Annotated in this window: 20 protein-coding genes; 12 read left to right on the top strand and 8 right to left on the bottom strand. The window is 65.7% G+C overall.

Annotation, left to right across the window (positions count from 1 at the left end):
* Nucleotides 1–131 precede the first annotated feature (131 nt).
* The gene (locus tag HDG39_RS24570; protein WP_409259207.1) at nt 132–1,526 is read left to right on the top strand and encodes an NCS2 family permease; all 1,395 of its coding nucleotides are present in this window, start codon (nt 132–134) and stop codon (nt 1,524–1,526) included.
* A gap of 89 nt (nt 1,527–1,615) precedes the next feature.
* Entirely contained in the window at nt 1,616–2,362 is a 747-nt protein-coding gene (locus tag HDG39_RS24565) for a DUF899 domain-containing protein (RefSeq protein ID WP_184009344.1), read from the top strand.
* 92 nt (nt 2,363–2,454) lie between these two features.
* Here the strand turns inward: HDG39_RS24565 and HDG39_RS24560 are convergent, their stop codons facing one another.
* Nucleotides 2,455–2,637: a hypothetical protein gene (locus tag HDG39_RS24560; RefSeq protein WP_018418561.1), complete on the bottom strand. Its 183-nt coding sequence runs from the start codon at nt 2,635–2,637 to the stop codon at nt 2,455–2,457.
* A 131-nt stretch (nt 2,638–2,768) separates the two neighbouring features.
* Complete coding sequence (locus HDG39_RS24555) at nt 2,769–3,692, bottom strand: NAD-dependent epimerase/dehydratase family protein (RefSeq protein WP_184009342.1); 924 nt, start codon at nt 3,690–3,692, stop codon at nt 2,769–2,771.
* Between the two features lie 103 nt (nt 3,693–3,795).
* Here HDG39_RS24555 and HDG39_RS24550 point away from each other — a divergent pair, with 103 nt between their 5' ends.
* From HDG39_RS24550 to hutG, 8 genes are all read left to right on the top strand, one after another.
* Nucleotides 3,796–4,719 (top strand): LysR family transcriptional regulator, encoded by a 924-nt coding sequence (locus tag HDG39_RS24550; RefSeq protein WP_184009340.1) that lies wholly within the window; start codon nt 3,796–3,798, stop codon nt 4,717–4,719.
* A gap of 315 nt (nt 4,720–5,034) precedes the next feature.
* The gene (gene hutH, locus HDG39_RS24545) at nt 5,035–6,555 is read left to right on the top strand and encodes a histidine ammonia-lyase (protein ID WP_184009338.1); all 1,521 of its coding nucleotides are present in this window, start codon (nt 5,035–5,037) and stop codon (nt 6,553–6,555) included.
* A gap of 25 nt (nt 6,556–6,580) precedes the next feature.
* Nucleotides 6,581–7,276 carry a histidine utilization transcriptional repressor HutC gene (hutC, locus tag HDG39_RS24540; protein WP_184009336.1) on the top strand — a complete coding sequence of 232 codons (696 nt, stop codon included), beginning with the start codon at nt 6,581–6,583 and terminating at the stop codon, nt 7,274–7,276.
* Between the two features lie 61 nt (nt 7,277–7,337).
* A complete protein-coding gene (gene hutU / locus HDG39_RS24535; RefSeq protein WP_184009334.1) occupies nt 7,338–9,026 on the top strand; it encodes a urocanate hydratase in 1,689 nt (562 codons plus the stop codon).
* An 8-nt stretch (nt 9,027–9,034) separates the two neighbouring features.
* A complete protein-coding gene (locus tag HDG39_RS24530; RefSeq protein WP_184009332.1) occupies nt 9,035–9,685 on the top strand; it encodes a HutD/Ves family protein in 651 nt (216 codons plus the stop codon).
* Nucleotides 9,686–9,768: 83 nt separating this feature from the next.
* A complete protein-coding gene (gene hutI, locus HDG39_RS24525) occupies nt 9,769–10,998 on the top strand; it encodes an imidazolonepropionase (RefSeq protein ID WP_184009331.1) in 1,230 nt (409 codons plus the stop codon).
* A 15-nt stretch (nt 10,999–11,013) separates the two neighbouring features.
* Nucleotides 11,014–12,399, top strand: coding sequence for a formimidoylglutamate deiminase (locus HDG39_RS24520; protein ID WP_184009329.1), 1,386 nt, complete (start codon nt 11,014–11,016; stop codon nt 12,397–12,399).
* A 51-nt stretch (nt 12,400–12,450) separates the two neighbouring features.
* A complete protein-coding gene (hutG, locus tag HDG39_RS24515) occupies nt 12,451–13,263 on the top strand; it encodes an N-formylglutamate deformylase (protein ID WP_184009327.1) in 813 nt (270 codons plus the stop codon).
* Nucleotides 13,264–13,540: 277 nt separating this feature from the next.
* On the opposite strand, the gene HDG39_RS35225 is transcribed toward hutG, so the two are convergent.
* Nucleotides 13,541–13,675 (bottom strand): hypothetical protein, encoded by a 135-nt coding sequence (locus HDG39_RS35225; RefSeq protein WP_260328236.1) that lies wholly within the window; start codon nt 13,673–13,675, stop codon nt 13,541–13,543.
* Nucleotides 13,676–14,017: 342 nt separating this feature from the next.
* Here HDG39_RS35225 and HDG39_RS24510 point away from each other — a divergent pair, with 342 nt between their 5' ends.
* Together HDG39_RS24510 and HDG39_RS24505 are read left to right on the top strand one after the other, a co-directional pair.
* Complete coding sequence (locus tag HDG39_RS24510; RefSeq protein WP_184009325.1) at nt 14,018–14,680, top strand: hypothetical protein; 663 nt, start codon at nt 14,018–14,020, stop codon at nt 14,678–14,680.
* Nucleotides 14,681–14,867: 187 nt separating this feature from the next.
* On the top strand, nt 14,868–16,796 hold the full coding sequence (locus HDG39_RS24505) for a DUF3857 domain-containing transglutaminase family protein (RefSeq protein ID WP_409259206.1): 1,929 nt from the start codon (nt 14,868–14,870) through the stop codon (nt 16,794–16,796).
* Nucleotides 16,797–16,854: 58 nt separating this feature from the next.
* Here HDG39_RS24505 and HDG39_RS24500 read toward each other — a convergent pair whose 3' ends face one another.
* From HDG39_RS24500 to glgC, 5 genes are all read right to left on the bottom strand, one after another.
* The gene (locus tag HDG39_RS24500) at nt 16,855–18,006 is read right to left on the bottom strand and encodes a branched-chain amino acid ABC transporter substrate-binding protein (RefSeq protein ID WP_184009322.1); all 1,152 of its coding nucleotides are present in this window, start codon (nt 18,004–18,006) and stop codon (nt 16,855–16,857) included.
* 419 nt (nt 18,007–18,425) lie between these two features.
* Nucleotides 18,426–18,887 carry a hypothetical protein gene (locus tag HDG39_RS24495; RefSeq protein WP_184009320.1) on the bottom strand — a complete coding sequence of 154 codons (462 nt, stop codon included), beginning with the start codon at nt 18,885–18,887 and terminating at the stop codon, nt 18,426–18,428.
* A gap of 144 nt (nt 18,888–19,031) precedes the next feature.
* Entirely contained in the window at nt 19,032–19,898 is an 867-nt protein-coding gene (gene pdxY, locus HDG39_RS24490; RefSeq protein ID WP_026225483.1) for a pyridoxal kinase PdxY, read from the bottom strand.
* A 248-nt stretch (nt 19,899–20,146) separates the two neighbouring features.
* Nucleotides 20,147–21,631: a glycogen synthase GlgA gene (gene glgA, locus HDG39_RS24485; RefSeq protein ID WP_184009318.1), complete on the bottom strand. Its 1,485-nt coding sequence runs from the start codon at nt 21,629–21,631 to the stop codon at nt 20,147–20,149.
* A 117-nt stretch (nt 21,632–21,748) separates the two neighbouring features.
* Nucleotides 21,749–23,014 carry a glucose-1-phosphate adenylyltransferase gene (gene glgC, locus HDG39_RS24480; protein ID WP_184009316.1) on the bottom strand — a complete coding sequence of 422 codons (1,266 nt, stop codon included), beginning with the start codon at nt 23,012–23,014 and terminating at the stop codon, nt 21,749–21,751.
* Between the last annotated feature and the right edge of the window lie 394 nt (nt 23,015–23,408).

Below are 23,408 nucleotides of genomic sequence, written 5' to 3'. Positions count from 1 at the left end.
ACACATAGCTCGCTTCACCTACATTTCGACTCAGAAAAGCGTTACCCACACCAACAAATCCACGAGACGAACCTGATGACGGCCGCTTTAGCGGCCGTTTCAGCGCGCTGATAAAGGAGGCACTCATCATGATGGAACCCCAGGCCCTCGCGAATTCCGACGTCGCGAGCGAATCCTTCGACACCGAATCATTCCGCGGCAAGGGCTTTCTCGACCGCTACTTCGACATTTCAGCGCGCGGCAGCACGCAGCGCCAGGAGATCGTCGCGGGCATCACGACCTTCCTCGCGATGGTCTATTCCGTGTTCGTCGTGCCGGGCATGTTCGGCAAGGCGGGCTTCGATACCAGCGCGGTGTTCGTCGCCGTGTGTCTGACCACGGCGTTCGGCTCGCTGCTGATGGGCGTGTGGGCGCGTCTGCCGATCGCGATCGGCTGCGCGATCTCGCTGACCGCGTTCACCGCGTTCGGCCTCGTGCTCGGCAAGGGCCTGCATCCAACCGTTGCGCTCGGCGCGGTGTTCCTGATGGGCGTCGTGTTCACGACGATTTCGGTGACCGGCGTGCGCTCGTGGATTTTGCGCAACCTGCCTGTCGGCATCGCGCACGGCACCGGGATCGGCATCGGCCTGTTCCTGCTGCTGATCGCCGCGAACGACGTCGGGCTCGTGGTCAAGAATCCGGGCGCCGGGCTGCCGGTGTCGCTCGGCAATATTACGGCGTTGCCGGCGCTGATGTCGGTGGCGGGACTCGCCGCGATCGTCGGGCTCGTGCGACGCCGGGTGCCGGGCTCGATCCTGATCGTGATCGTCGCGATCTCGGCGATCGGGCTCGCGATCGATCCGGCCGTGGCGTTTCACGGCATCTTCGCGGTGCCGTCGTTGAGTGCGCCGGGCCATGCGTCGCTGATCGGCGCGATGGACGTGAAGGGCGCGCTGTCGATGGCCGTGCTGCCGAGCGTGCTCGCGCTCGTGATGACCGCCGTGTTCGACGCGACCGGCACGATTCGCGCGGTCGCGGGCCAGGCGGGGCAGCTCGACGAAAACGGCCGCATCATCAACGGCGGCCGCGCGCTGACCGCCGATTCGCTGAGCTCGATCTTCTCGGGCCTGCTCGGCGGCGCGCCGGCGGCCGCGTATATCGAGTCGACGGTCGGCGTCGCGGCGGGCGCGAAGACGGGGATGGCGGCGGCGGTCGTCGGTCTGTTGTTTCTCGTCGTGATGTTCTTCTCGCCGCTCGCCGCGCTGGTGCCTTCGTATGCGACCGCGCCCGCGCTGATGTACGTGGGGCTGCTGATGCTGTCGAACGTCAGCAAGCTGCATATGGACGACATGGTCGACGCGATGGCGGGACTCGTGTGCGCGGTGTTCATCGTGCTGACCGCGAACATCGTGACCGGCATCATGCTCGGCTTCGCGACGCTCGTGATCGGACGCGTCGTCAGCGGCGAGTATCGCAAGCTCAATGTCGGGACCGTGGCGATCGCAGTCGTGCTGGTCGGGTTTTATGTCGGCGGCTGGGCGATCTGAGTTTCGTTGCGGCTCCTTGACTTTCACGTCAGCGTCTCTAAACCTTAACCTTGAGGTCAAGCCCTGCATCCGCAGGAAAGGAGACGCAGATGGAACCGCAACATCGCATCGGCAGCCGGGAAGAGTGGCTCGCCGCGAGCCGCGCGCTGCTCGCCGACGAAAAAGCGCATATGCGCGCCGGCGACGAACTCGCGCGCAAGCGCCGCGAATTGCCGTGGGTCAAGGTCGACAAGGTTTATACGTTCGATACGCCGGAAGGTCGCAAGACGCTCGCGGAGCTGTTCGACGGCCGCAGCCAGCTGATCGTTTATCACTTCATGCTGGGCCCGGACTGGGAGGAGGGGTGCGTCGGCTGCTCGTTTCTGTCGGACCATATGAGCGGCATTCTCACGCATCTGGTCCATCACGACGTCAGCTATGTGACGGTATCGCACGCGCCGCTCGAGAAGATCGACGCGTTCAAACGGCGCATGGGGTGGGCCTTTCCGTGGGTGTCGTCGAGCGGCAGCGATTTCAATTTCGACTACCACGTGTCGTTCACGCCGGAGCAACTGGCGAGTAAAAAGGCGTTCTACAACTTCACCGAGCAGGACGTCGGCATCGACGAACAGCACGGCCACAGCGTGTTCTACAAGGACGCAAACGGCGACGTGTATCACACGTACTCATGCTACGGACGCGGCGACGAGCGCTTCGTGAACACCTACGCGCTTCTGGACATCGCGCCGAAAGGCCGCAACGAGAACAGTAATCTGACCGACTGGGTCAGGCATCACGACCGCTACGACGACCACGCGCGCGCGGCTTGCCCGGCGTGCGGATCGTACACGGTGTGAAGCGGTGAAGCGGGTCGACGAACGGGGCGAGGGGCGCGCGCCGCGCTAGCTGGCGCGCCGCCTCCGTGCTGCTCGAGCGCTGCGTCAGCTCGCTACAGCGCCATCTCGAAGGCGGGTCTGAGGAACATTTCCATTGCCATCACGATGAGGCTCATCGCCGCGGCGGCGAGCGTCAGCACGCCGTATTCGTCGTAGCGCGTGTCGTACAGACACGCGACGACGAACAGAATCGCCATCAGGTTGGTCAGCCAGTCGAAGTTCAGCGCAAAGCTCATCGGTCGAATCGGGGCGTGTGTGCGACGGTGGAATCGCACCGTCAGGTGCCCGCGATTCTATCGAAAGGAGCTTACGGATTCGCAACGACCGACGCTTACACAGCTTACGTCGCGCGGCGCGCAAAGCCGCGTCAAACGGTGCTTTGCGGCCCCATCATGTCGCGTACGATCCATTCGATCACCGACGTGCGACGCGGTTGCCAGCCGAGCAGTTTGCGCGCGCGTTCGCCGCGCACGCGGCTGTTCGAGCCAAGACCGTACGAGGCCATTTCGTAGCCCCATTCCTGTTTCGCGTCTTCGAGCGGCCAGTCCCGCGGCGCGCCGAGCTTCATCGCGCGTGCGATCGCGGCGCTCATGTCGCGGAACGACGCTTCGCCGCTTTCGACGAAATAGAACGTGCCGGCAGGGGTTTTATCGAGCGCGAGGCGATACAGTTCGGCGACGTCGTCGATATGCACGTTCGACCAGACGTTGCCGCCGCTGCCTACATGACGCACGACGCCGCTTTTCTGCGCCTGGCGCACGAGTCGCGGCAACTGCACGCTCGCGCTGCCGGCCACCGCGCCGTGACCGTAAATCAGCGTGTTGCACAGCACGGCCGAGCGCACGTTGCGTTGCGCGGCGTCGAGCACCAGTTGATCGATCGCGACGCGCGCGGCCTTGTCGGCGGTCGGTGTGGGCAGCGCGTCTTCGTAATAGATGCGTGCTTCACCCGCTTCACCCGCTTCGCCGCCCGACGCATCGCCGACGATGCTCGACCCGCTCGTGTGCAGGAACACCTTGCCCGAACCGGCGAGTCCGTCGATCAGCGCGCGTACCGCGCCTTCGTGATCGCTGCTCGCGGCGTTGATCACCGCGTCGGCCGCTTGCGCTTCGGCGATCAGCAACGCGCGGTCGTCGAGCGTGCCGGGCACGGGCTCGATGCCGAGCCGCTGCAACCCGGCGCTGTGTTCGGGTTGGCGAATCAGCCCGCGCACCTGATGGCCCGCGCGCGCCAGATACGCCGCGATCGAGCCGCCGATAAAACCGCTTGCGCCAGTAACGAAAATCTTCAAGACGTTCTCCTGAGGGAAATGTCAGACAGGCACGCAGTATCGCTCGCGCCGATTCTCGCAAAAAGCGTGTTAGTCTCAAATCAATCTTGATCTGAAATCAACAATGAAAACCTCCACCGACGAATTGCTGGTGTTCGTCACCGTGATCGACAGCGGCTCGATTACCGCGGCGGCCGAGAAGCTGGGGCAGACCGTCTCCGGCGTGAGTCGCGCGCTCACGCGCCTCGAGCAGAAGCTCGACACCGCGCTCGTGCGGCGCACGACGCGGCGTCTGCATCTGACCGAGGAAGGAGACGCGTTCCTGCGGCGCGCCCGCGCGATCCTCGACGCGCTCGAAGAGGCCGAGGAGTCGGTCGCGCGCGGCCGGCAACGGCCGTCGGGGCGCTTGCGCGTCGATGCGGCGTCGCCGTTCATGCTGCATTGCGTGGCGCCGCATATGACCGCGTTTTCGACGCTGTATCCGGAGATCCGGCTCGAATTGACCAGCAACGAGCGGATCGTCGATCTGCTCGAACAGAAGGTCGACATCGCGATTCGCATCGGCGCGCTGCAGGATTCGACGCTGCATGCGCGCGCGCTCGGCGAGAGCAGGCTGCGCGTGCTCGCGAGCCCGGCGTATCTGGCCGAGCACGGCGAGCCGACCACGCTCGACGCGCTGCACGCGCATCGGCTGATCGGTTTTACGGCGCCGGAGCATTTGAATCGCTGGCCGTTGCGGGAAGGGGGCAGGGGAACGAAGCGCGCCAAGGGGCAGCGGGACGAAGCCGCGCTGCTGAAGATCGAACCGTCGATCACCGCGTCGAGCGGCGAAACCTTGCGGCAACTGGCTCTCTCCGGCTGGGGCGTCGCCTGTCTGGCCGACTTCATGACCGCCGGCGACGTGCGCGAAAACCGCCTCGTGCCGATCCTCGGCAACTTGCTCGTCGATGAACGGCAGCCGGTGCATGCGGTGTACTACCAGAGCGCGTCGCTCGCGGGGCGCGTGCGGTGTTTTCTGGATTTCATCGCGGCGCGGGTCAAGCTCTGATCCGCGTCGCAGGGCCTTCTGTCCTATAACCCAGATATCGGCGGAGCCGGCGTGTCCGGCTTCCCGCCAGCGAGAGCGCGCCAATTTTGGCCAGATGGCGACCCACGCCGCGAAAGTGTATATACAACTGCGGGCTAAATCACGGCGCCACGCCGAGGAACCGCCGCCTACGACGCCCGGCCAACACCGCCGCGCTCCCACCGGGCCACGTGCCAAATAATGGAAATTCCCAGGCACGAAATCTCGAAAAATAAGTTGTATATACAAGGCTCGCCGGCTAGACTAATTTGAACTTGTATAGACAGGACGACAACCATGATTCTGAAGCCCGGCTACCTGACCCTCCCGCAACTGCGCCAGATCGCGCGTGAGCAGCTCACCCTTGAACTCGATCCTGCGAGCCACGCCGCCATCGACGCGTGCGCGCAGGCCGTCGCCGACATCACCGCCAGGGGCGAGCCGGCTTATGGCATCAATACCGGCTTCGGCCGCCTCGCCAGCACGCACATTCCGCGCGATCAGCTCGAACTGCTGCAACGCAATCTGGTGCTGTCGCACGCGGTCGGCGTCGGCGAGCCGATGTCGCGTCCGGTCGTGCGTCTGTTGATCGCGCTGAAGCTGTCGAGCCTCGGCCGCGGTCACTCGGGCATCCGCCGCGAAGTGATGGAGGCGCTGATCGCGCTGTTCAACGCCGACGTGCTGCCGGTGATCCCGGTCAAGGGCTCGGTCGGCGCGTCGGGCGACCTCGCGCCGCTCGCGCATATGTCGGCGACCCTGCTCGGCGTCGGCGAAGTGTTCGCGAAGGGCGAGCGCATGCCGGCCACCGAAGGCCTCGCGCTCGTCGGTCTGAAGCCGCTGACGCTGCAGGCGAAGGAGGGTCTCGCGCTGCTGAACGGCACCCAGGCTTCGACCGCGCTCGCGCTGTACAACATGTTCGCGATCGAAGACCTGTACCGCACGGCGCTCGTCGCCGGCGCGCTGTCGGTCGACGCGGCGATGGGTTCGGTCAAGCCGTTCGATGCGCGCATCCACGAACTGCGCGGCCATCGAGGCCAGATCGACGCGGCCGCGGCATATCGCTCGCTGCTGCAGGGCTCGGCGATCAACGTGTCGCACGCCGACTGTGACAAGGTGCAGGACCCGTACAGCCTGCGCTGCCAGCCGCAGGTGATGGGCGCGTGTCTCGACCAGATGCGCAATGCCGCCGAAACGCTGCTGATGGAAGCGAACGCGGTCTCCGACAATCCGCTGATTTTCCCGGACACCGGCGAAGTGCTGTCGGGCGGCAACTTCCACGCCGAGCCGGTCGCATTCGCGGCGGACAACCTGGCGCTCGCCGTGGCGGAAATCGGCGCGCTCGCCGAACGCCGCATCGCACTGCTGATCGACGCGACGCTGTCGGGCCTGCCGCCGTTCCTCGTCAAGGATGGCGGCGTGAACTCCGGCTTCATGATCGCGCACGTGACGGCCGCCGCGCTCGCGTCGGAAAACAAGACGCTCGCGCATCCGGCTTCGGTCGATTCGCTGCCTACGTCCGCGAACCAGGAAGACCACGTGTCGATGGCGACGTTCGCCGCGCGCAAGCTCGGCGATATCGCCGACAACACCGCGAACATCCTGTCGATCGAACTACTCGCCGCCGCCCAGGGCGTCGATCTGCGCGCGCCGCACAAGACCAGCCCGAGCCTGCAGAAGGTGATGGACCTCGTGCGCAAGGACGTTGCGCACTACGAGATCGATCACTACTTCGCGCCGGACATCGCGGCGGTTACGAAGCTCGTGCAGGCCGGCGCGGTCGCGAAGCTGAGCCCGTTCTCGTTCGCGTCGGAACAATGAGCTGTCGAGAGCGCGAACCACACCGATGAACGCACCCGCTTATCAGGGCATCAAGGACTTCATCCTCGCACGCATTCATGCGGGCGAGTGGGCCGAAGGCGACCAGGTGCCATCCGAAAACGAGCTTGCACGCGAGTTCAGCGTCGCGCGCATGACGGTCAACCGCGCGTTGCGCGAGTTGACCTCGGAGCAGGTGCTGACACGTGTACAAGGCTCGGGCACTTTCGTCGCCCGTCCCAAGTACGAGTCGACCCTGGTGGCGATCCGCAGCATCTCCGATGAAATCGTTGCGCGCGGTCATCGCTATCAGGCGAAGGTGTTGAACATCGGCGCCAGCATCGCCGATGCGGCGCTCGCCGAAGAGATGCAGGTGAGCGCGGGCAGCCCCGTGTTTCATTCGCGCCTGCTGCATTTCGAAAACGAGGAGCCGGTGCAGCTCGAGGAACGCTGGGTCAATCCGGCCGTCGCACCCGAATACGCGCTGCAGGACTTCACGAACACCACGCCCAACCAGTACCTCGTGCGCGTCGCGCCGCTGCAGCGCGTCGAGTACCGCATCGAGGCGCTCGCCGCCGACGACATCACGCGCGAGCTGTTGAACATGAGTGAACGCGAGCCGTGTCTGGTGCTGCACCGGCGCACGTGGTCGCAAGGCGAGGTCGCCTCGATCGCGAATCTGTGGCATCCGGGCAGCCGTTACCGCTTCACTGGGCATTTCTGAATTCGCTTTTTCGTCTTCGCCGAATCTTTATCGAACCTCTTCACGCATGATTAGGGACACCATGAACAATCCGAAACACATCGATCCGCGTCTTGATCCGACTCGCACGATCCGCGCACCGCGCGGCGCGGAAAAGACCTGCAAGACCTGGATCGCGGAAGCCGCGTACCGGATGATCCAGAATAATCTGGACCCCGAAGTCGCCGAGCACCCGCACGCGCTCGTCGTGTACGGCGGCATTGGCCGCGCCGCGCGCAACTGGGATTGCTTCGATCAGATCCTCGCGTCGCTGAAGGACCTGAACGAAGACGAAACGCTGCTGATTCAGTCGGGCAAGCCGGTCGGCGTGTTCCGCACGCATGCGGACGCGCCGCGCGTGCTGCTCGCGAACTCGAACCTCGTGCCGCATTGGGCAACGTGGGAACACTTTCACGAACTCGACCGCAAGGGCCTGATGATGTATGGCCAGATGACCGCGGGCAGCTGGATTTACATCGGCAGCCAAGGCATCGTCCAGGGCACCTATGAGACCTTCTTCGCGGTCGCGAACCAGCACTTCAACGGTGACCCGAAGGGCCGCTGGATTCTGACCGGCGGTCTCGGCGGCATGGGCGGCGCGCAGCCGCTCGCGGCGACGATGGCGGGCTTCTCGATGATCGCGGTGGAATGCGACGAGACGCGCATCGACTTCCGTCTGAAGACGCGCTACGTCGACAAGAAGGCAAAGACGCTCGATGAAGCGCTCGCGATGCTCGACGAAGCGAAGCGCGCCGGCAAGCCGATCTCGGTCGGTCTGCTCGGCAATGCCGCCGACGTGTTCGCCGAGTGCGTCGCGCGCGGCATCACGCCGGACTGCGTGACCGATCAGACGAGCGCGCACGATCCGATTCACGGCTACCTGCCGCAGGGCTGGACGGTCGGAGACTGGCGCGAGCGCATGAAGACCGCGCCGGAAAGCATCGTTACGCCGGCCAAGCAGTCGATGGCCAGGCAGGTCCAGGCCATGCTGACGCTGCAGGAACGCGGCGCGGCAACACTCGACTACGGCAACAACATTCGCCAGATGGCGCTCGAAATGGGCGTGGAAAACGCGTTCGACTTCCCGGGCTTCGTGCCGGCGTATATCCGGCCGCTGTTCTGCGAAGGCAAGGGCCCGTTTCGCTGGGTCGCGCTGTCGGGCGATCCCGAGGACATCTACAAGACCGATGCGAAGGTGAAGGAACTGATTCCCGACGATCCGCATCTGCACAACTGGCTCGACATGGCGCGCGAGCGCATCGCGTTCCAGGGTCTGCCGGCGCGGATCTGCTGGGTCGGCGTGAAGGATCGCTATCGTCTCGGCCAGGCGTTCAACGAAATGGTCAGGAACGGCGAGCTGAAGGCGCCGATCGTGATCGGCCGCGATCACCTCGATACCGGTTCGGTCGCGAGCCCGAACCGTGAAACCGAATCGATGAAGGACGGCTCGGACGCGGTCAGCGACTGGCCGCTGCTGAACGCGCTGCTGAACACGGCGGGCGGTGCGTCGTGGGTGTCGTTGCATCACGGCGGCGGCGTCGGCATGGGCTTCTCGCAGCACGCGGGCGTCGTGATCGTCGCGGACGGCACGCAAGCCGCGCACGAGCGCCTCGGCCGCGTGCTGTTGAACGATCCGGCCACCGGCGTGATGCGTCACGCGGATGCGGGCTATGAACTCGCGCGGCAGACGGCGCGCGAGGCCGGTCTCAATCTGCCGATGCTGGGCCGCTGATCGTGACCATGGCCAACCACGCGGGCGGCGTTCCAGGCGTCACGCTGATTCGCGGCGCCGATCTGGTGGCGGCGCCGTGGAAAAACGGCGGCGGGCTCACGCGTGAGGTCGCGGCGTTTCCGGCGCACGGCGGCGGGCAGCACGCGGTGAGCGCCGACTTCGTGTGGCGCGTGAGCGTCGCCGAGGTTGCGCAGGCGGGGCCGTTCTCGCGCTTCGACGGCGTCGACCGGACGCTGGTGTTGCTGTCTGGCGCGGGCATGCTGCTCGATGAGCTGGGCGACGCGGGCGTCGCCTCGACGCAGGTGTTGCGGCAGCCGCTCGACATCGCGCGCTTCGATGGCGCGACGCGCATCGACGCGCGGCTCGTCGACGGCGCGACGCGCGACTTCAACCTGATGGTGCGGCGCGACGTGGCGCAGGGCGCCTTGGACGTGTGGCGCACTGGCACGCAGCAGGATGCGCCGCGCGTGCTCGACGGCGACGTGGCGCTGCTGTTTTGCGCGGGCGGCGCGGTCACGGTCGGCCTGGCGGCGGACCACGCGCAACCTGTGCGGCTCGACAACGGCGACACGCTACGCGTCGATGGGCCGAACGCGCTCGCTTGCACGCTGACGGGCGACGGCGCGGTGCTCGCGATCACGATCCGCTACACGCGATGACGAATCAACCGTGATAGGGCATCACATGCACTCCATCACGGACAACCCATCCTAGACACGCACCGAGCGGCAAAGAGCACGCGATGAAGCAAACCGTCTGGCATCACCTGAATTTGTGCCCGCAGGGCGATCCTCGCCACACGCTCGCCGATGCCGCGGTTGCGGTCGACGACGGCCGTATCGCGTGGCTCGGCGCTTTCGCCGATTTACCTACGCCCTATGCCGCATGGCCGCGCGAAGATCTGCGCGGCGCATGGGTGACGCCCGGCCTGATCGATTGCCATACGCACCTCGTGTACGGCGGCCAGCGCGCCGACGAATTCGCGCAGCGGCTGGCGGGCGTCAGCTACGAAGAGATCGCGCGACAGGGCGGCGGTATCGTGTCGACGGTGCGCGCGACGCGCGCCGCGGACGAAACGTCGCTTTTCACGCAAGCGGCCGCGCGGCTCGAACCGCTGCTCGCCGAAGGCGTGACGGCGATCGAAATCAAATCGGGCTACGGCCTCGATCTCGCGAGCGAGCGCAAGATGCTGCGCGTCGCGCGGCAGCTCGGCGAGCGCTATCCGGTCACGGTCTATACGACCTTTCTCGGCGCGCACGCGTTGCCGCCTGAATTCGCGGGCCGAGCGGACGCGTATATCGACGAAGTCTGCAACGCGATGCTGCCCGCGCTCGCGGACGAAGGCCTCGTCGATGCGGTCGACGTGTTCTGCGAGCGCATCGGTTTTTCGCTGGAACAGAGCGAGCGCGTGTTCAACGCGGCCGCGCGCTACGAGCTGCCGGTCAAGATGCACGCCGAGCAGTTGTCGAACGGCGGCGGCACCGCGCTCGCGGCACGGCATCGCGCGCTGTCGGCGGATCACCTGGAGTTTCTCGACGAAGCCGGCGTCGCCGCGATGAAGGAAGCGGGCACCGTCGCGGTGCTGCTGCCGGGCGCGTACTACTTCATCCGCGAGACGCAGTTGCCGCCGCTCGAACTGATGCGGCGCTACGAGGTGCCGATCGCGATCTCGACCGACAGCAACCCGGGCACCTCACCGGCGACTTCGTTACTGCTGATGATGAACATGGCGAGCACGCTGTTTCGCATGACCGTGCCCGAGGTGCTGCAAGGCGTCACCACGCACGCTGCGCGCGCGCTCGGCAAGAGCGATCGGCACGGTGCGCTGCAGGTCGGTCGCTCGGCCGACTTCGCGGTGTGGTCGGTCGATTCGCTGGCGGAGCTCGCTTACTGGATTGGCCGGCCGCTCTGCGCGCGCGTCGTGCGCGCGGGCGAAACCGTTTATACGCGGCGCGAGTCGCGTGTGACCTGAACTAGAACCTGAGAGATGACGCAATCCAATCAATCGCTGTTCGCCGCTGACGCGTATCTGCCTGAGGGCTGGCGCCGCAATGTGCTGCTCGAATGGGACGCTCACGGCACGCTGACCGCGGTCACGACGGATCGACCCGAGGCGCCGGCTGGTGTGCCGAAGACGGCGGGCCCGCTGATGCCAGGCATGCCGAATCTTCACTCGCACGCGTTTCAGCGCGCGATGGCGGGGCTCACCGAATATCGCGCCAACGCGACGGATAACTTCTGGTCGTGGCGCGACCTGATGTATCGCTTTGCCGCGCGCATCACGCCGGAAGACCTCGCGAGCGTCGCGCAGTGGCTCTACATCGAGATGCTGAAGGCGGGCTATACGTCGGTGTGCGAGTTCCACTACGTGCACCACGCGCAGGACGGCCAGCGCTACGCGAATCAGGCCGAGCTTGCGCAACGCGTGGTGGACGCGGCATCGGCGAGCGGTATCGGCATCACGATGCTGCCGGTGCTGTATCAGTACAGCGGCTTCGGCGCGCGCGCGCCGCGCGACGATCAGCGGCGCTTCATCAATACGCCTGAGAGCCTGCTCGATCTGCTCGGCACGCTACGCGCCGCGCGCCCCGAACATGCGGCGCTGCGTTACGGCGTGGCGCCGCATTCGCTGCGCGCGGTATCGGAGGCGTCGCTGCGCACGTTGCTCGGCGGCATCGACGCAACCGTGCCTGTCCACATTCATATCGCCGAACAGACCGCCGAGGTCGACGCGTGCCTCGAAACCGAAGGCACGCGGCCGGTGCAATTGCTGCTCGATCGTTTCGATGTGGACAGCCGCTGGTGTCTCGTGCACGCGACCCACGTCGATGCGAATGAAACGCTCGCGCTCGCGAAGAGCGGCGCGGTCGCGGGTTTGTGTCTGACCACCGAGGCCAATCTCGGCGACGGCATTTTTCCCGCGCAAGACTATCTCGACGCGCACGGCCGCATCGGTGTCGGCTCGGATAGCCATGTCGGCGTCGACTGGCGCGCCGAGTTGCGTCTGCTCGAATACGGCCAGCGTCTGACGCGCCGGCAGCGCAACGTGCTGGCGTCGGCGCAAGCTCGGCATGTCGCGGATCGTTTGTACGCGGCCGCGCTCGACGGCGGCGCGCGTGCGACCGGCCGCGCGGTCGGCGCGTTGCAGCCGGGCCATCGCGCCGACTGGCTCGTGCTCGACGCCGACCATACGAGCATCGCCGGGCATGAGCGCGAGGCGTGGCTGTCGGGCGTCGTATTCTGCGAGCACGGCGATACGCCGATCCGTGACGTCTACGCGGGCGGCGTCAAGCTCGTCGACGATCGCCGGCATCGCGACGAAGAGGGTGCCTATGCGCGCTATCGCGCGGCGCTCGCGGAACTGCTCAAATAACGGCCATGACCCGCCGAACTGATTCTCCGATCCCACTGATTCCGGACTGACATGACTGCTTCGAACCTCACGCCGGTTTTCTCGCTGCATCGGGGAAGCCTGCCGCTGCTGATCTCGATCCCGCATCTGGGCACGCAAATCCCCGCCGACATCGCCGTGACGATGACACCGGTCGCGCAACGCACCGACGATTGCGACTGGCATCTCGATCGCCTGTACGCATTCGCGAAGCGCCTCGGCGCGTCGATCCTGACGCCGACCTACGCGCGCTACGTGGTCGACCTGAATCGTCCGCCCAACGGCGCGAACCTGTACCCGGGGCAGGACACTACGGGTCTGCTGCCGGTCGATACGTTCGACAAGGAGCCGCTCTATCGCAATGGCCATCTGCCCGACGACGCCGAGATCGCGCGCCGTCGCGACGCGTACTGGAAGCCGTATCACGACGCGCTGACCGGCGAGCTCGCGGCGCTGAAGGCGAAGCACGGCAAGGTGCTGCTGTGGGAAGCGCATTCGATCCGTTCGCGCGTGCCGCGTTTTTTCGACGGACGTCTGCCGGATTTCAACTTCGGCACGTCGAACGGTGCGAGCGCCGCGCCGGGCCTGGCTGACGAACTGGCCGCGCTGGTCGGGCGCCACGGCGGCTATACGGCGATCGCGAATGGCCGCTTCAAGGGCGGCTATATCACGCGGCAATACGGGCAGCCCGAGCAGGGCGTGCATGCGGTGCAACTCGAACTGTCGCAGATCACGTACATGGAAGAGCGCCTGCCTTATGCATACGATGAACACCTCGCCGCGAAGGTCGAGCCGCTGCTCGAAGCGCTGGTAACGACGGCTCTCGCTCGCGTGAAATCCGCCTGAAGCTTGTATTCCTTTCTCACCACGCGGATCACGATTGCTGCAAGAACGCGCGGCATCGCGGTCCGCGTCGGCCTGCATCGGTCAGCGTATCGCGAAGGTGTAACAGCATGTGTCCGTGATTGCGTGCCGGCGCGTTCATATGGAATGGTTTGAGCGTCGAGCGCGCACAGCGTATCGTGCGCCGGCTGTTTCACGACGCGGCGCGCCATGAAAAAAGCCCCGCGAAAGCAGGGCTTTTTGATGTGCACCGCGTCCATCGGACACGGTTTCACCGCCATTAGTGGCAGCGCTTTTCCCAATGATGATGCACGTGCACTTTATGGCACTCGAGGTGATGCTCATTGGCCTGAGCGGGAGCGATCGCGCTCAGGGTGGCAACGGCCGCGGCGATGGCGAGAACGATTTTCTTCATTACAAAACCCTTAAGTCAGTGTTGTGGAGCAACCGATGCGGCACGACGCGTGCCGCATCGGCATGCAAGCATGCCATATGAAGCGGCCGCAGGCAGGAACGGCGCGCGAATACGTGTGTCAATGCAACACGCGATGTGTCATAAGCCCTGTTTCAACGCGCTTTGCGCTGAATTGGCCGGTATGTACCGCGTCAAATGTGTAGCTTCGGCATCTGGGCCCCAGCGCACGCAAAGCGGCATCGCGGCATTGCACGCGACACCGCGCGACGACTACCCTTTCAAAACGATGACGTGCGCGACGCGATCATCGATTCATCAGGCGAAAAGATGGAAGACCCAGCGATGGAAGATTCCGACGAATTGCTGCTGCCAGTCTGGCGCGCGAACCTGGTGTTGCTGACCAGCGAGGTCGGCGCCGCGAGCCGGCTCGCGCGCATGATGACGTTTTCCGCGAGCTACCTGAAGCTGATGCTGTCCGGGCAACGCGAATTCAGCGAGGAATTCGTGCGCGGCGTCGAGGCCGTCACCGGTTTGCCGGGCGGCTGGATGAACGTGCCGCACACCGGTCAGGAGATCCCGCCGAATGCGCGCGAGGCGATCGACAACGAGCTGCCGCTTGCGCGCTTTCGGGGCACCGCGCATCCGGTGCGCAAGAAGACGGTGTTGCGGCCCGAGCCGATTTTTGGGCAGCCGCCGCCCGCGCGACGCCTCGAGGAAGAAACGCTCGATGTCGAGGCGCACCGCCGTCACGCGCATTTTCGCAAGGTGCGCGATCTCGCGATGCAGGAAGTGCGGCGCTTCGAGCGGCACCTGCTGCACGCGCCGGTGGAGCTTGCATCGATGCGAGCGAAGGTCGAGGACGTCATGGCCGCGGCCGAACTCGACGACCGCATTCAAGCCGACCTGGAGGGCCGGCTCGAACAGATCGACAAGCACCGGCACATGCTGCTGCGGCACGTGGAAAAACTGCAGGCGCTGCTGAGCCAGCTCGACGACGGCGAGTGAAGACGATCGACGGCGGCCGCTGCATCGCGGGTGCGCCTGTGACTTCAATGCCGCTCGAGCTCGACGCGGCAACGCCGACTCCGGCCCGAAACGCACGGGTCGGCGATGTGCTACAACGACGACACGAACCTGTCCGAGGTGGATCTTGGGGAACATCGTCGTCACGTTGGCGCACACGTCGATCGCGATGATCGGGCTCGCGTGCCGCGTGCGCAGCGTGCGCGCCGCGGCGTTGCTTGCCGCGCTATCCGCCGCGAACGGCATCGCCTTGCCGCTTTGCGCGGCAGCCGGCGAAATCGCCACCTCCGCCAACGAACGTGCCCCTGCGACGATCGAGCGCGACGTCCATTTGTTCGTGATCCAGAAAGACGGTTCCGTCGAGGAACACGACGACACGCTGATGCGCGCGGACACGGCCAGCGGCGTCGACGCGATCGCGCAACGCTACGTGTGGTTCAACAAGGACATCGAGCAGGTGCAACTGCTGGCCGCCGAAACGATCGACCCCGACGGCACCGCGCATGCGGTCGGTCCCGAGGCGATCCGCGACGTGCAGGAGCCGCGCTCGTCCGGCGCGCCGAGCTTCGAGGACGGTGTGTTGCGCACCGTGATCTTCCCCGGCGTCACGACCGGCTCGCGCGTGCACCTGGAATTTCGCAAGACCCGCGCGAAGGCGCTGCAAGCGGGCACCTTCGCCTATCTGGTCGAGCCGTCGCTCGAACCCGTCGACGAGCAGCGTCTGATCTTCGACCTTCCCGCCGACGTGCCGCTCTATGCGGACGCGCGCGGCTACGTCGCGACGCCGCCCGTCACCGCGAACGGCCGCACGCGCTATGAGTTCGACTACCGGCATGGCCCCTATGCGCGGCTCGAAGCGGGCGCGGTCGGCTACGCGAACTGGGGCGACCGGCTGATGGTGTCGACGGTGCCGGACTTCGCGAGCTTCGCCGCGCGCTATCGCGGTCCCGCCGACAACGACGCGACCCGCGACGATCCCGCGATCGTCGGTCTCGCACAGCAACTGACTGCCGGCCTTACCGATCCCCGCGACAAAGCCCGCGCGCTGTACGACTGGATGCGTCTGAACATCCGCTACGTCGCGCTTTTTCTCGGCGAGACGGCGGCGATTCCGCACAAGGCGGCCGACATCCTGCGCAACCGCTATGGCGACTGCAAGGACCACGTCGCGCTATACGGCGCGCTGCTCGCGGCCGCCGGCATTCGCAGCGAGCCGGTGCTGCTCAATCTCGGTCCGTACTACACGTTGCCCGAGGTCCCCGGCTACGGCGCGAGCGCGATTAATCACGCGATCATCTGGATTCCCGAGCTGGCACAATTCGCGGACACGACGGCGGGCGGCACCGCGTTCGGCTATCTGCCTGGCGGCGTCATGGACCGGCCGGTGCTGCTCGTCGACGACGGCGTGCTCGCGCGCACGCCGGCCACTCAACGGCGCGAACGCAAGGCGCGCGTGCAGATCGACATCGACGAAAACGGCAGCGCACATTATGCGTACCGGGTCGAGGACCGGGGCTATACCGCGGAGCTCGAACGCAACACGTTCCGCCGCGCGACGCGCCAGGGCGCGCAGCAGCTTGCCGCCAGGCGTCTGCTGCAAACGGGCTTGCACGGCTCCGCGCAATTGCAGACCGACGACGTCGCCGTGACCGGCGGTCCGTTCGCGACGACGATGCAGGGCAGCGTGCCGCATCTGATCTGGCCGGACGGCACGACTGCCGTGCCGGCGCTCACGAGCCTCGCCGGCGGCATGGGCTCGCAGGTCGAGGCGTGGCTCGCGGAGCCCGTCAGAACGCAGCCTTGGGCGTGCATCGACGGGGAGTTCGATGAAACGCTGGAAATGAGCTTGCCGCGCTTCGTGCGCGTGACGGACCTGCCGACCGACAGCACGGTCGAGGACCCGTTGCTCACGTTTGCGTCGCGCTACGTCTTCGATCCGGCGACGCGCACGTTGCAGGTCAACCGGCATCTGCGCGCCGCGTTCGGCCATCGGATGTGTACGCCAAACGAATTCGCGGCGATTCGCGACGCCCTCGTGCGCATCGAGCGCGATCTCGATGCCGAGGTGGTCGTCCGGGCGGCGAGCGCGCGGCAGTAGCGCGCCCGGCGCCGGCCGCGCGCCGGGCAGGGCCGCCACGATTTACCGGACGTGGAGCTTAGGTGCCGCTCTTCGTCACGACCGGCACCCACGTGCCGTTCTTCACCTGATACAGCGTCGACGCGCCGCTCTTCAACGCGCCGGTGCTGTCGAACGAGATCTTGCCGGTCACGCCGTCGTAGTCGATCGACTTGAGCGCCGGACGGTACACGTTCGGCGAGTCGGATTTGGCCTGCTGCATCGCCCTGATCGCGACCCACGCGCCGTCGTAGCCGAACGGCGCATACGACAGCACATCCGCGCCGAAGCGCTTCTTGAACTTCGCGTTGAAGTCCTTGCCGCCCGGCAGTTGCGCGAGCGGGCGGCCGTATTCCCAGGCCATCGCGCCGTCGGACGCATCGCCCGCGAGCTTGATGAAGTCCTCGTCCATCACGCCGCCGCCGCCGACCAGCTGTGCGTTCAGGCCGAGCTGCTTCATGCGCCGCGCGAAACCCGCCGCCTGGCTGTCGAGGCCGGCGAAGAACACGAGGTCGGCGTTGGCGCCCTTGAACTTGGTGATCTGCGTGCTGAAGTCGACCGCGTGGTTGTCGGTGTATTCGCGCGCGACGATGTTGCCGCCGTGCGCCTTCACGGCCTTCTCGAACTCGTCGGCTTCGCCCTGGCCGAACGCAGTGCGATCGTCGATGATCGCGATGCGCCTGGCCTTCGTCACCTCGACGGCATAGGCGCCCGCATTGCCGGCGTTCTGCGCGTCGGTCGAAATCACCATGAAGGTGTTCGCGAAGCCGCGGCCCGTGATGATCGGATTGGTCGCGGCGGGATCGAGCACCGGAATGCCAGCCTGCTCGTAGACCTGCGAGGCCGGGATCGTCGTGCCCGAGTTGAAGTGGCCGACGACCACCGCGACGCCCGAGTCGACCAGCTTCTGCGCGGCCTGCACGCCGACGCGCGGGTCGGCCTGGTCGTCCTGCGAGACGATCTGGAAATGCGCGACCTTGTCGCCGATCTTGATCTTCTGCGCGTTGGCTTCGTCGATCGCGAGCCGCACACCGTTTTCCAGATCCTTGCCGTAGCCGGCATTGGCGCCCGTCAGCGGCGCGGCAAAGCCGATCTTGACCGGCAGGTCGTCGGCGAAACTGGCAACAGGCGCGACGGCAAACATCGCACCCACGAGCATGGCCAGCGGTTTCAGCGTGTTGCGAAGACTCATGGTCTCTCCTTGCATCGACGGTTGTTATGAAAGCGGTACGGCAGCAAAGCGGTACGACACGTGAGGCCGAGGCAAGCCCTCGCGCATCGCAAGACTACGAAGGATCGCTCGCCGCTCGCAATGCTGGAATACGCGCAATGCGTTGGGCTTCACAGCGTGTTCGCGCGGTCGATCTGGGGCGAATATAGAAAGCCAAATTGCCGTCGTCTTGGCAATTCGTGGCGTTTTGGATGAGCATTTCGGCATAAGCCGCAACAGGTGCATGTGGTGCACACGGAGCGTGCGTCAGGCATGCAAGCTGGCTTGACGTGCGAAAGTCCGCCTCGGCTGCGGATTACGGCATATGCTTAAGAAGCCGGCGCGAGCGCGCCGGCCGGTGTTGCGGTGTTGCGTTGTCGGAGGAGATTCGAGCCTTTTGCCTAGCGCTCGCCTTGCTGACGCAGCAGCTCTTCACGCAGACGCAAAAGCGGCGCCTTCGTGTCTTCGTCGGCCCACGTGTCGAGATCGTCGATCGCGCGCTGGCAGCCGTCGAGCACCACGTCGAGATCGACCGGCACGCCGTTGTTCAGCGCGAATTCGATCGTCTCGGCGAACTGCTGGCACTCGTCCTCGCCGTACGAGATGTCGAGATTGTCGGCGATGATTTCGGCGATGTTGCTGCGTGCCTTGTCGTCGGCCGTCACCATGTCGACGATGCCGCGCGCGACGGCGGCCGAGTAGTAGAGCGCGATATCGAGCCATTGCGCGGGATCGAAGTCGGGCTGGTCGAACTGGTTCTCGAAGAACTCGATCGCTTCCTGTTCGTGCGCTTCGTCCGCGTCGACGCTGATGCACAACTGCTCAAAAACTTCTTCCCGCTCGCTGCGGATATAACCGTCCATCGAATGCCTCGTCTGCTGAATGCTGGATGCTGAAATGCCGTGGCGCGAGGGCGCAAGCCCTGGTCCACGCGGCAGGCATTATAGGACGGCGGCCAGCAGGGTGCTGGCGAGGGCGCTCGGCAACCAGCGACGTGCCCAAGTTATCTAAGCCGTCTCCGCGACCCACGCATCGAACCACTCGCGCGGCTGGGCGATTTCATTTTGCATCGCCACCAGTTCGAGTTCATAGCGTCCGGCCTGCCAGGTCGCCTTGACGACCGCGTTGACCGCGGCGAGCGTGTGCTCGAAGGCCGAGCGGATCGAATCGCCGAGCAGCGTGCGCGCGACGAAGACCGCGCTCGTCAGATCGCCGACGCCGACCGGCTGGCGCGCGAACGGATAGAGCGGACGCTGTCCCATCCACGCTTCGCGCTCAGTGACGACGAGCATGTTGAAACGGTCGGCCGGGCTGTTGCGATCGAGCAGATGCTTGACGAGCACGAGCTTCGGCCCACGCGCGAGCAGCTCGCGGCACGCGGTGACGGCTTCCTCGAGCGTCTCGATCTCGCGACCGACGAGGCGCTGCAATTCGATGTGATTCGGCGCGATCCCGTCGGCGACTTGCGGCATTTCTTTCACGAGGAATTCCTGGATGCCCGGCTCGACCTTGTAGCCGCCCGTGGCGCCCATCACCGGATCGCAGAAGTACCAGGCGCGGGGATTGGCCGCCTTCACGGCCTTGACGATGTCAATCACCGCCTGCGCCTGTTCCTTCGTGCCGAGATAGCCGGAGAGCACTGCGTCGCAGCGCGGCAGCATGCCGATCGCGCCGATGCTGTCGACGAGATCTTCCATCTGCGATGCGTCGATCGCGCTGCCGCTCCAGTGTCCGTATTGCGTGTGATTCGAGAGCTGCACCGTGTTGAGCGGCCACACGTTGACGCCGAGCCGGCACATCGGAAACACGGCCGCGCTATTGCCGGCGTGACCGAACACGACATGGGACTGGATGCTCAGAACGTTTTTCGTCATGGTAAGGCTCGCGCGACCGGTCATGCGCGATCAAAAAACACTGGAAGGGGAGGCTCGCGCGGGCTGGCCGATGGCCCGGGCGCCGCGCGGCAGACATGCCTGATACAGATGGTGCAGGAAAAACCCACGAACTGCATAGCCGGCAAGTTAGCAAACGATACAGGAGTTTGACAGCCGCGAGTTGATCCGTCCCCGTGCTGTTGCGCCGAACCATCAAACGCGCGTGAAGATTAACGAAACCTGACAGTTCAGCGTGCGGCGGATGCTTCAGACGGGGTGAGCTCGCGATACAAGGCCAGATAGCGGTCGGCCGACGCGCCCCAGCCGAAGTCCTGGCGCATCGCGCGCCGCTGCGTGGCCTTCCATTCGGTGCGGCGTCCGTACAGCGAGAACGCGCGGCGGATCGCCGAGGCGAGTCCCTTCGGATCGAAGCGTTCGAACACGAAGCCGGTGGCGAAATCGTCGGCGAGGTTTTCGAGCGATGCGTCGGCGACCGTATCCGCGAGACCGCCGATGCAGTGCACGAGCGGCAGCGACCCGTAGGCGAGCGCATAGAGCTGGGTGAGCCCGCACGGCTCGAAGCGCGACGGCACCGCGACCACGTCGCTGCCGGCGATGATCGTATGCGCGAGGGTTTCATCGAAGCCGAGCTCGACCGCGACCGATTCCGGATGCGCCTGCGCGACCATCCTGAGGCCATTCTCGAGCGCCGGATCGCCGGTGCCGAACACGACCAGTTGCCCGCCGCGCTTGACGATCTCGGGCACCGCGCCGAGCAGCAGATCGAGGCCTTTCTGCTCGGTCAGCCGGCTCACCACGCCGAACAGCAGCGCGTCGCTTCTCTGCGCGAGGCCGAAGCGCTTTTGCAGCGCTTCCTTGCAGGCGAGCTTGCCCGCCAGCCTCGACGCGCTGTAGTGCGTCGCGAGCAGCGTATCGGTGGCGGGATTCCACACCGTGTAGTCGACGCCGTTCAGGATGCCGCTCAGATCGTGCGCGCGATGGCGCAGCAGCGCATCAAGCCCGCCGCCGTGCGCGAGCGTCTGGATTTCGCGCGCGTAGGTCGGGCTGACGGTCGTGATGCGGTCGGCGTAGTAGAGCCCCGCCTTCAGGAACGACAACTGACCGTAAAACTCGACGCCGTGCATGTTGAAGAAATCGTGCGGCAGGCCGAGCAGGCCGAACTGATGCGCGGGAAAAATCCCCTGGTAGGCGAGGTTGTGGATCGTGAACACGCTGCGCGCGGGCGCGCGGCCGTGCTCGCGTTCGGCGGCCTTCAGGTAGGCGGGCGCGAGCCCCGCGTGCCAGTCGTGCGCGTGGACGATCTGCGGCGACCACGTCGGGTCCATTTGCTGCGCGAGTTGCGCGGCGACCCAGCCGAGCAGCGCGAAACGCTGTGCGTTATCGCCGTACGGCACGTGTTCGTCGTTCAGATACGGGTTGCCGGGGCGATCGTACAGCGACGCGGCGCGAATCACGTAGACGGCGAGCCCGTTGGTGGGCAGCGTGCCGCGTTCGAGCGTCACGCTCGGCGCGCCGAAGCGGCTGCCCAGTTGCGCGACCGGCTGCAGATCGCGCAGGCCGGCGAGCACGGCCGGAAAGCCCGGCAGCAGCACGCGCACGTCGGCGCCGCGCTCGATCAGCGCGGACGGCAGCGCGCCCGCGACGTCGGCGAGACCGCCCGTTTTGAGGAGGGGATACAGCTCGCTTGCGACGTGCAGGGCGCGAATCGTCATAGGCCGGGTCTCTGTCGGGGTGGCAGGGTTGCTCGGGGTCGGCAAATAGTCAGACGTGGTTCGGGCGACGCCTGGCCGGCGGCGCGTGGCCGCCGGCGCTGGCATGCGGCGGGCACGCTACTCCGGATGCTTGCGCAACGCCTCCTGCGTGACCAGCACGACGCCTTCGTCGGTGCGATAGAAGCGCTCGGCGTCGCGCGCCGGGTCTTCGCCGATCACCGTGCCTTCCGGAATCGTGCAGCCACGGTCGATCACGACCTTCTGCAGGCGGCAACTCGCGCCGACCGTGACCTGCGGCAATAACACTGCCTCATTGATATTACAGAACGAACTCACTTTCACGTTCGAAGACAGCACCGAGCGCGAAATCTGCGAGCCGGAGATCACGCAGCCGCCGCAGACGATCAGATTGTTGCCCGAGCCCTGCAGCCCCTTCATGTCGCGTACGAACTTCGCGGGCGGCAGTTGCTCCTGGTATGTCCAGATCGGCCATGACTCGTCGTACAGGTCGAGCGTCGGTATCGTCGACGCGAGGTCGAGGTTCGCGGCCCAGTACGCGTCGATCGTGCCGACGTCGCGCCAGTACGGCTCGACGCTCGGGTCCGACGACACGCACGACATGCTGAACGGATGCGCGATCGCCACGCCCTGCGTGACGACGCGCGGCAGGATGTCCTTGCCGAAGTCGTGATCGGTATCGATCGCGGCGATGTTCTCTTCGAGCTGCTTGTACAGGTAGTCGGCGCTGAACACGTAGATGCCCATGCTCGCGAGCGCCGTGTCGGGGCGACCGGGTATCGCAGGCGGGTCGGCCGGTTTTTCGACGAAGCCGGTCACGCGGCGATTTTCGTCGACCGCCATCACGCCGAACGCGACCGCGTCCATGCGCGGCACCTCGATGCAGCCGACCGTGCAGTCGGCGCCGCTGTCCGCGTGATCGGCGATCATGCGCGTGTAGTCCATCTTGTAGATGTGGTCGCCCGCGAGCACGACCACGTACTTCGGGCGGATCGAGCGGATGATGTCGAGGTTCTGGAACACCGCGTCGGCGGTGCCGCGATACCAGTGCGCGCCTTCGACGCGCTGCTGCGCGGGCCACAGGTCGATGAACTCGCCCATCTCGCCGCGCAGGAAGCTCCAGCCGCGCTGCAGATGCCGCAGCAGCGAGTGCGCCTTGTACTGCGTGACCACCGCGATGCGGCGGATGCCGGAGTTCAGGCAATTGGACAGCGCGAAGTCGATGATCCGATATTTGCCGCCGAAGTGCACCGCCGGCTTCACGCGCTTGTTCGTGAGCGGTCCGAGCCGGGTACCGCGTCCGCCGGCGAGGACGATCGCGAGGGTAGTGCGCTGTAGGTCGTTCAGCCGTGCCGGAGTATTCATATTTGTCTCCTGTCGATCGGAGTGGCCCTTCAGCACTCACTCCGACCGCATGCAAGATGGTTGCTTGATTGATATACCCCCGGGGATGATCTGGTCGCTTCCTCTGCGCTGATGATTCGGGCTGCCTGGCAGTCGTGCCGCATTGCCGTTCTTCGCTGCCTGTTTTCGCGGGTCCGTCAGTCAGTTCTAGCACCGAATGGACGCGAGCGAACAATGTTTATTGCGGGGGCCGCGTGGCGCACCATCCTCGAACGATCGCCTGTTACGGCGCGTTTTTCGGTGCGGCGCAACACATTGGCCACGAGGTCGTGTGCGGACGATGCTTGAGCCCAGAAGGCGCAATATGCATGCCATCTCGCCGCGGCCGTGTGCCGTGCCCTCAGTGCGCGACTGG

Origin of the sequence: Paraburkholderia lebeckiae (assembly GCF_014201005.1) — a bacterium.
GTDB classification, from domain to species: Bacteria; Pseudomonadota; Gammaproteobacteria; order Burkholderiales; family Burkholderiaceae; genus Paraburkholderia; species Paraburkholderia tuberum.
This window is presented reverse-complemented; position numbering and strand designations above follow the sequence as displayed.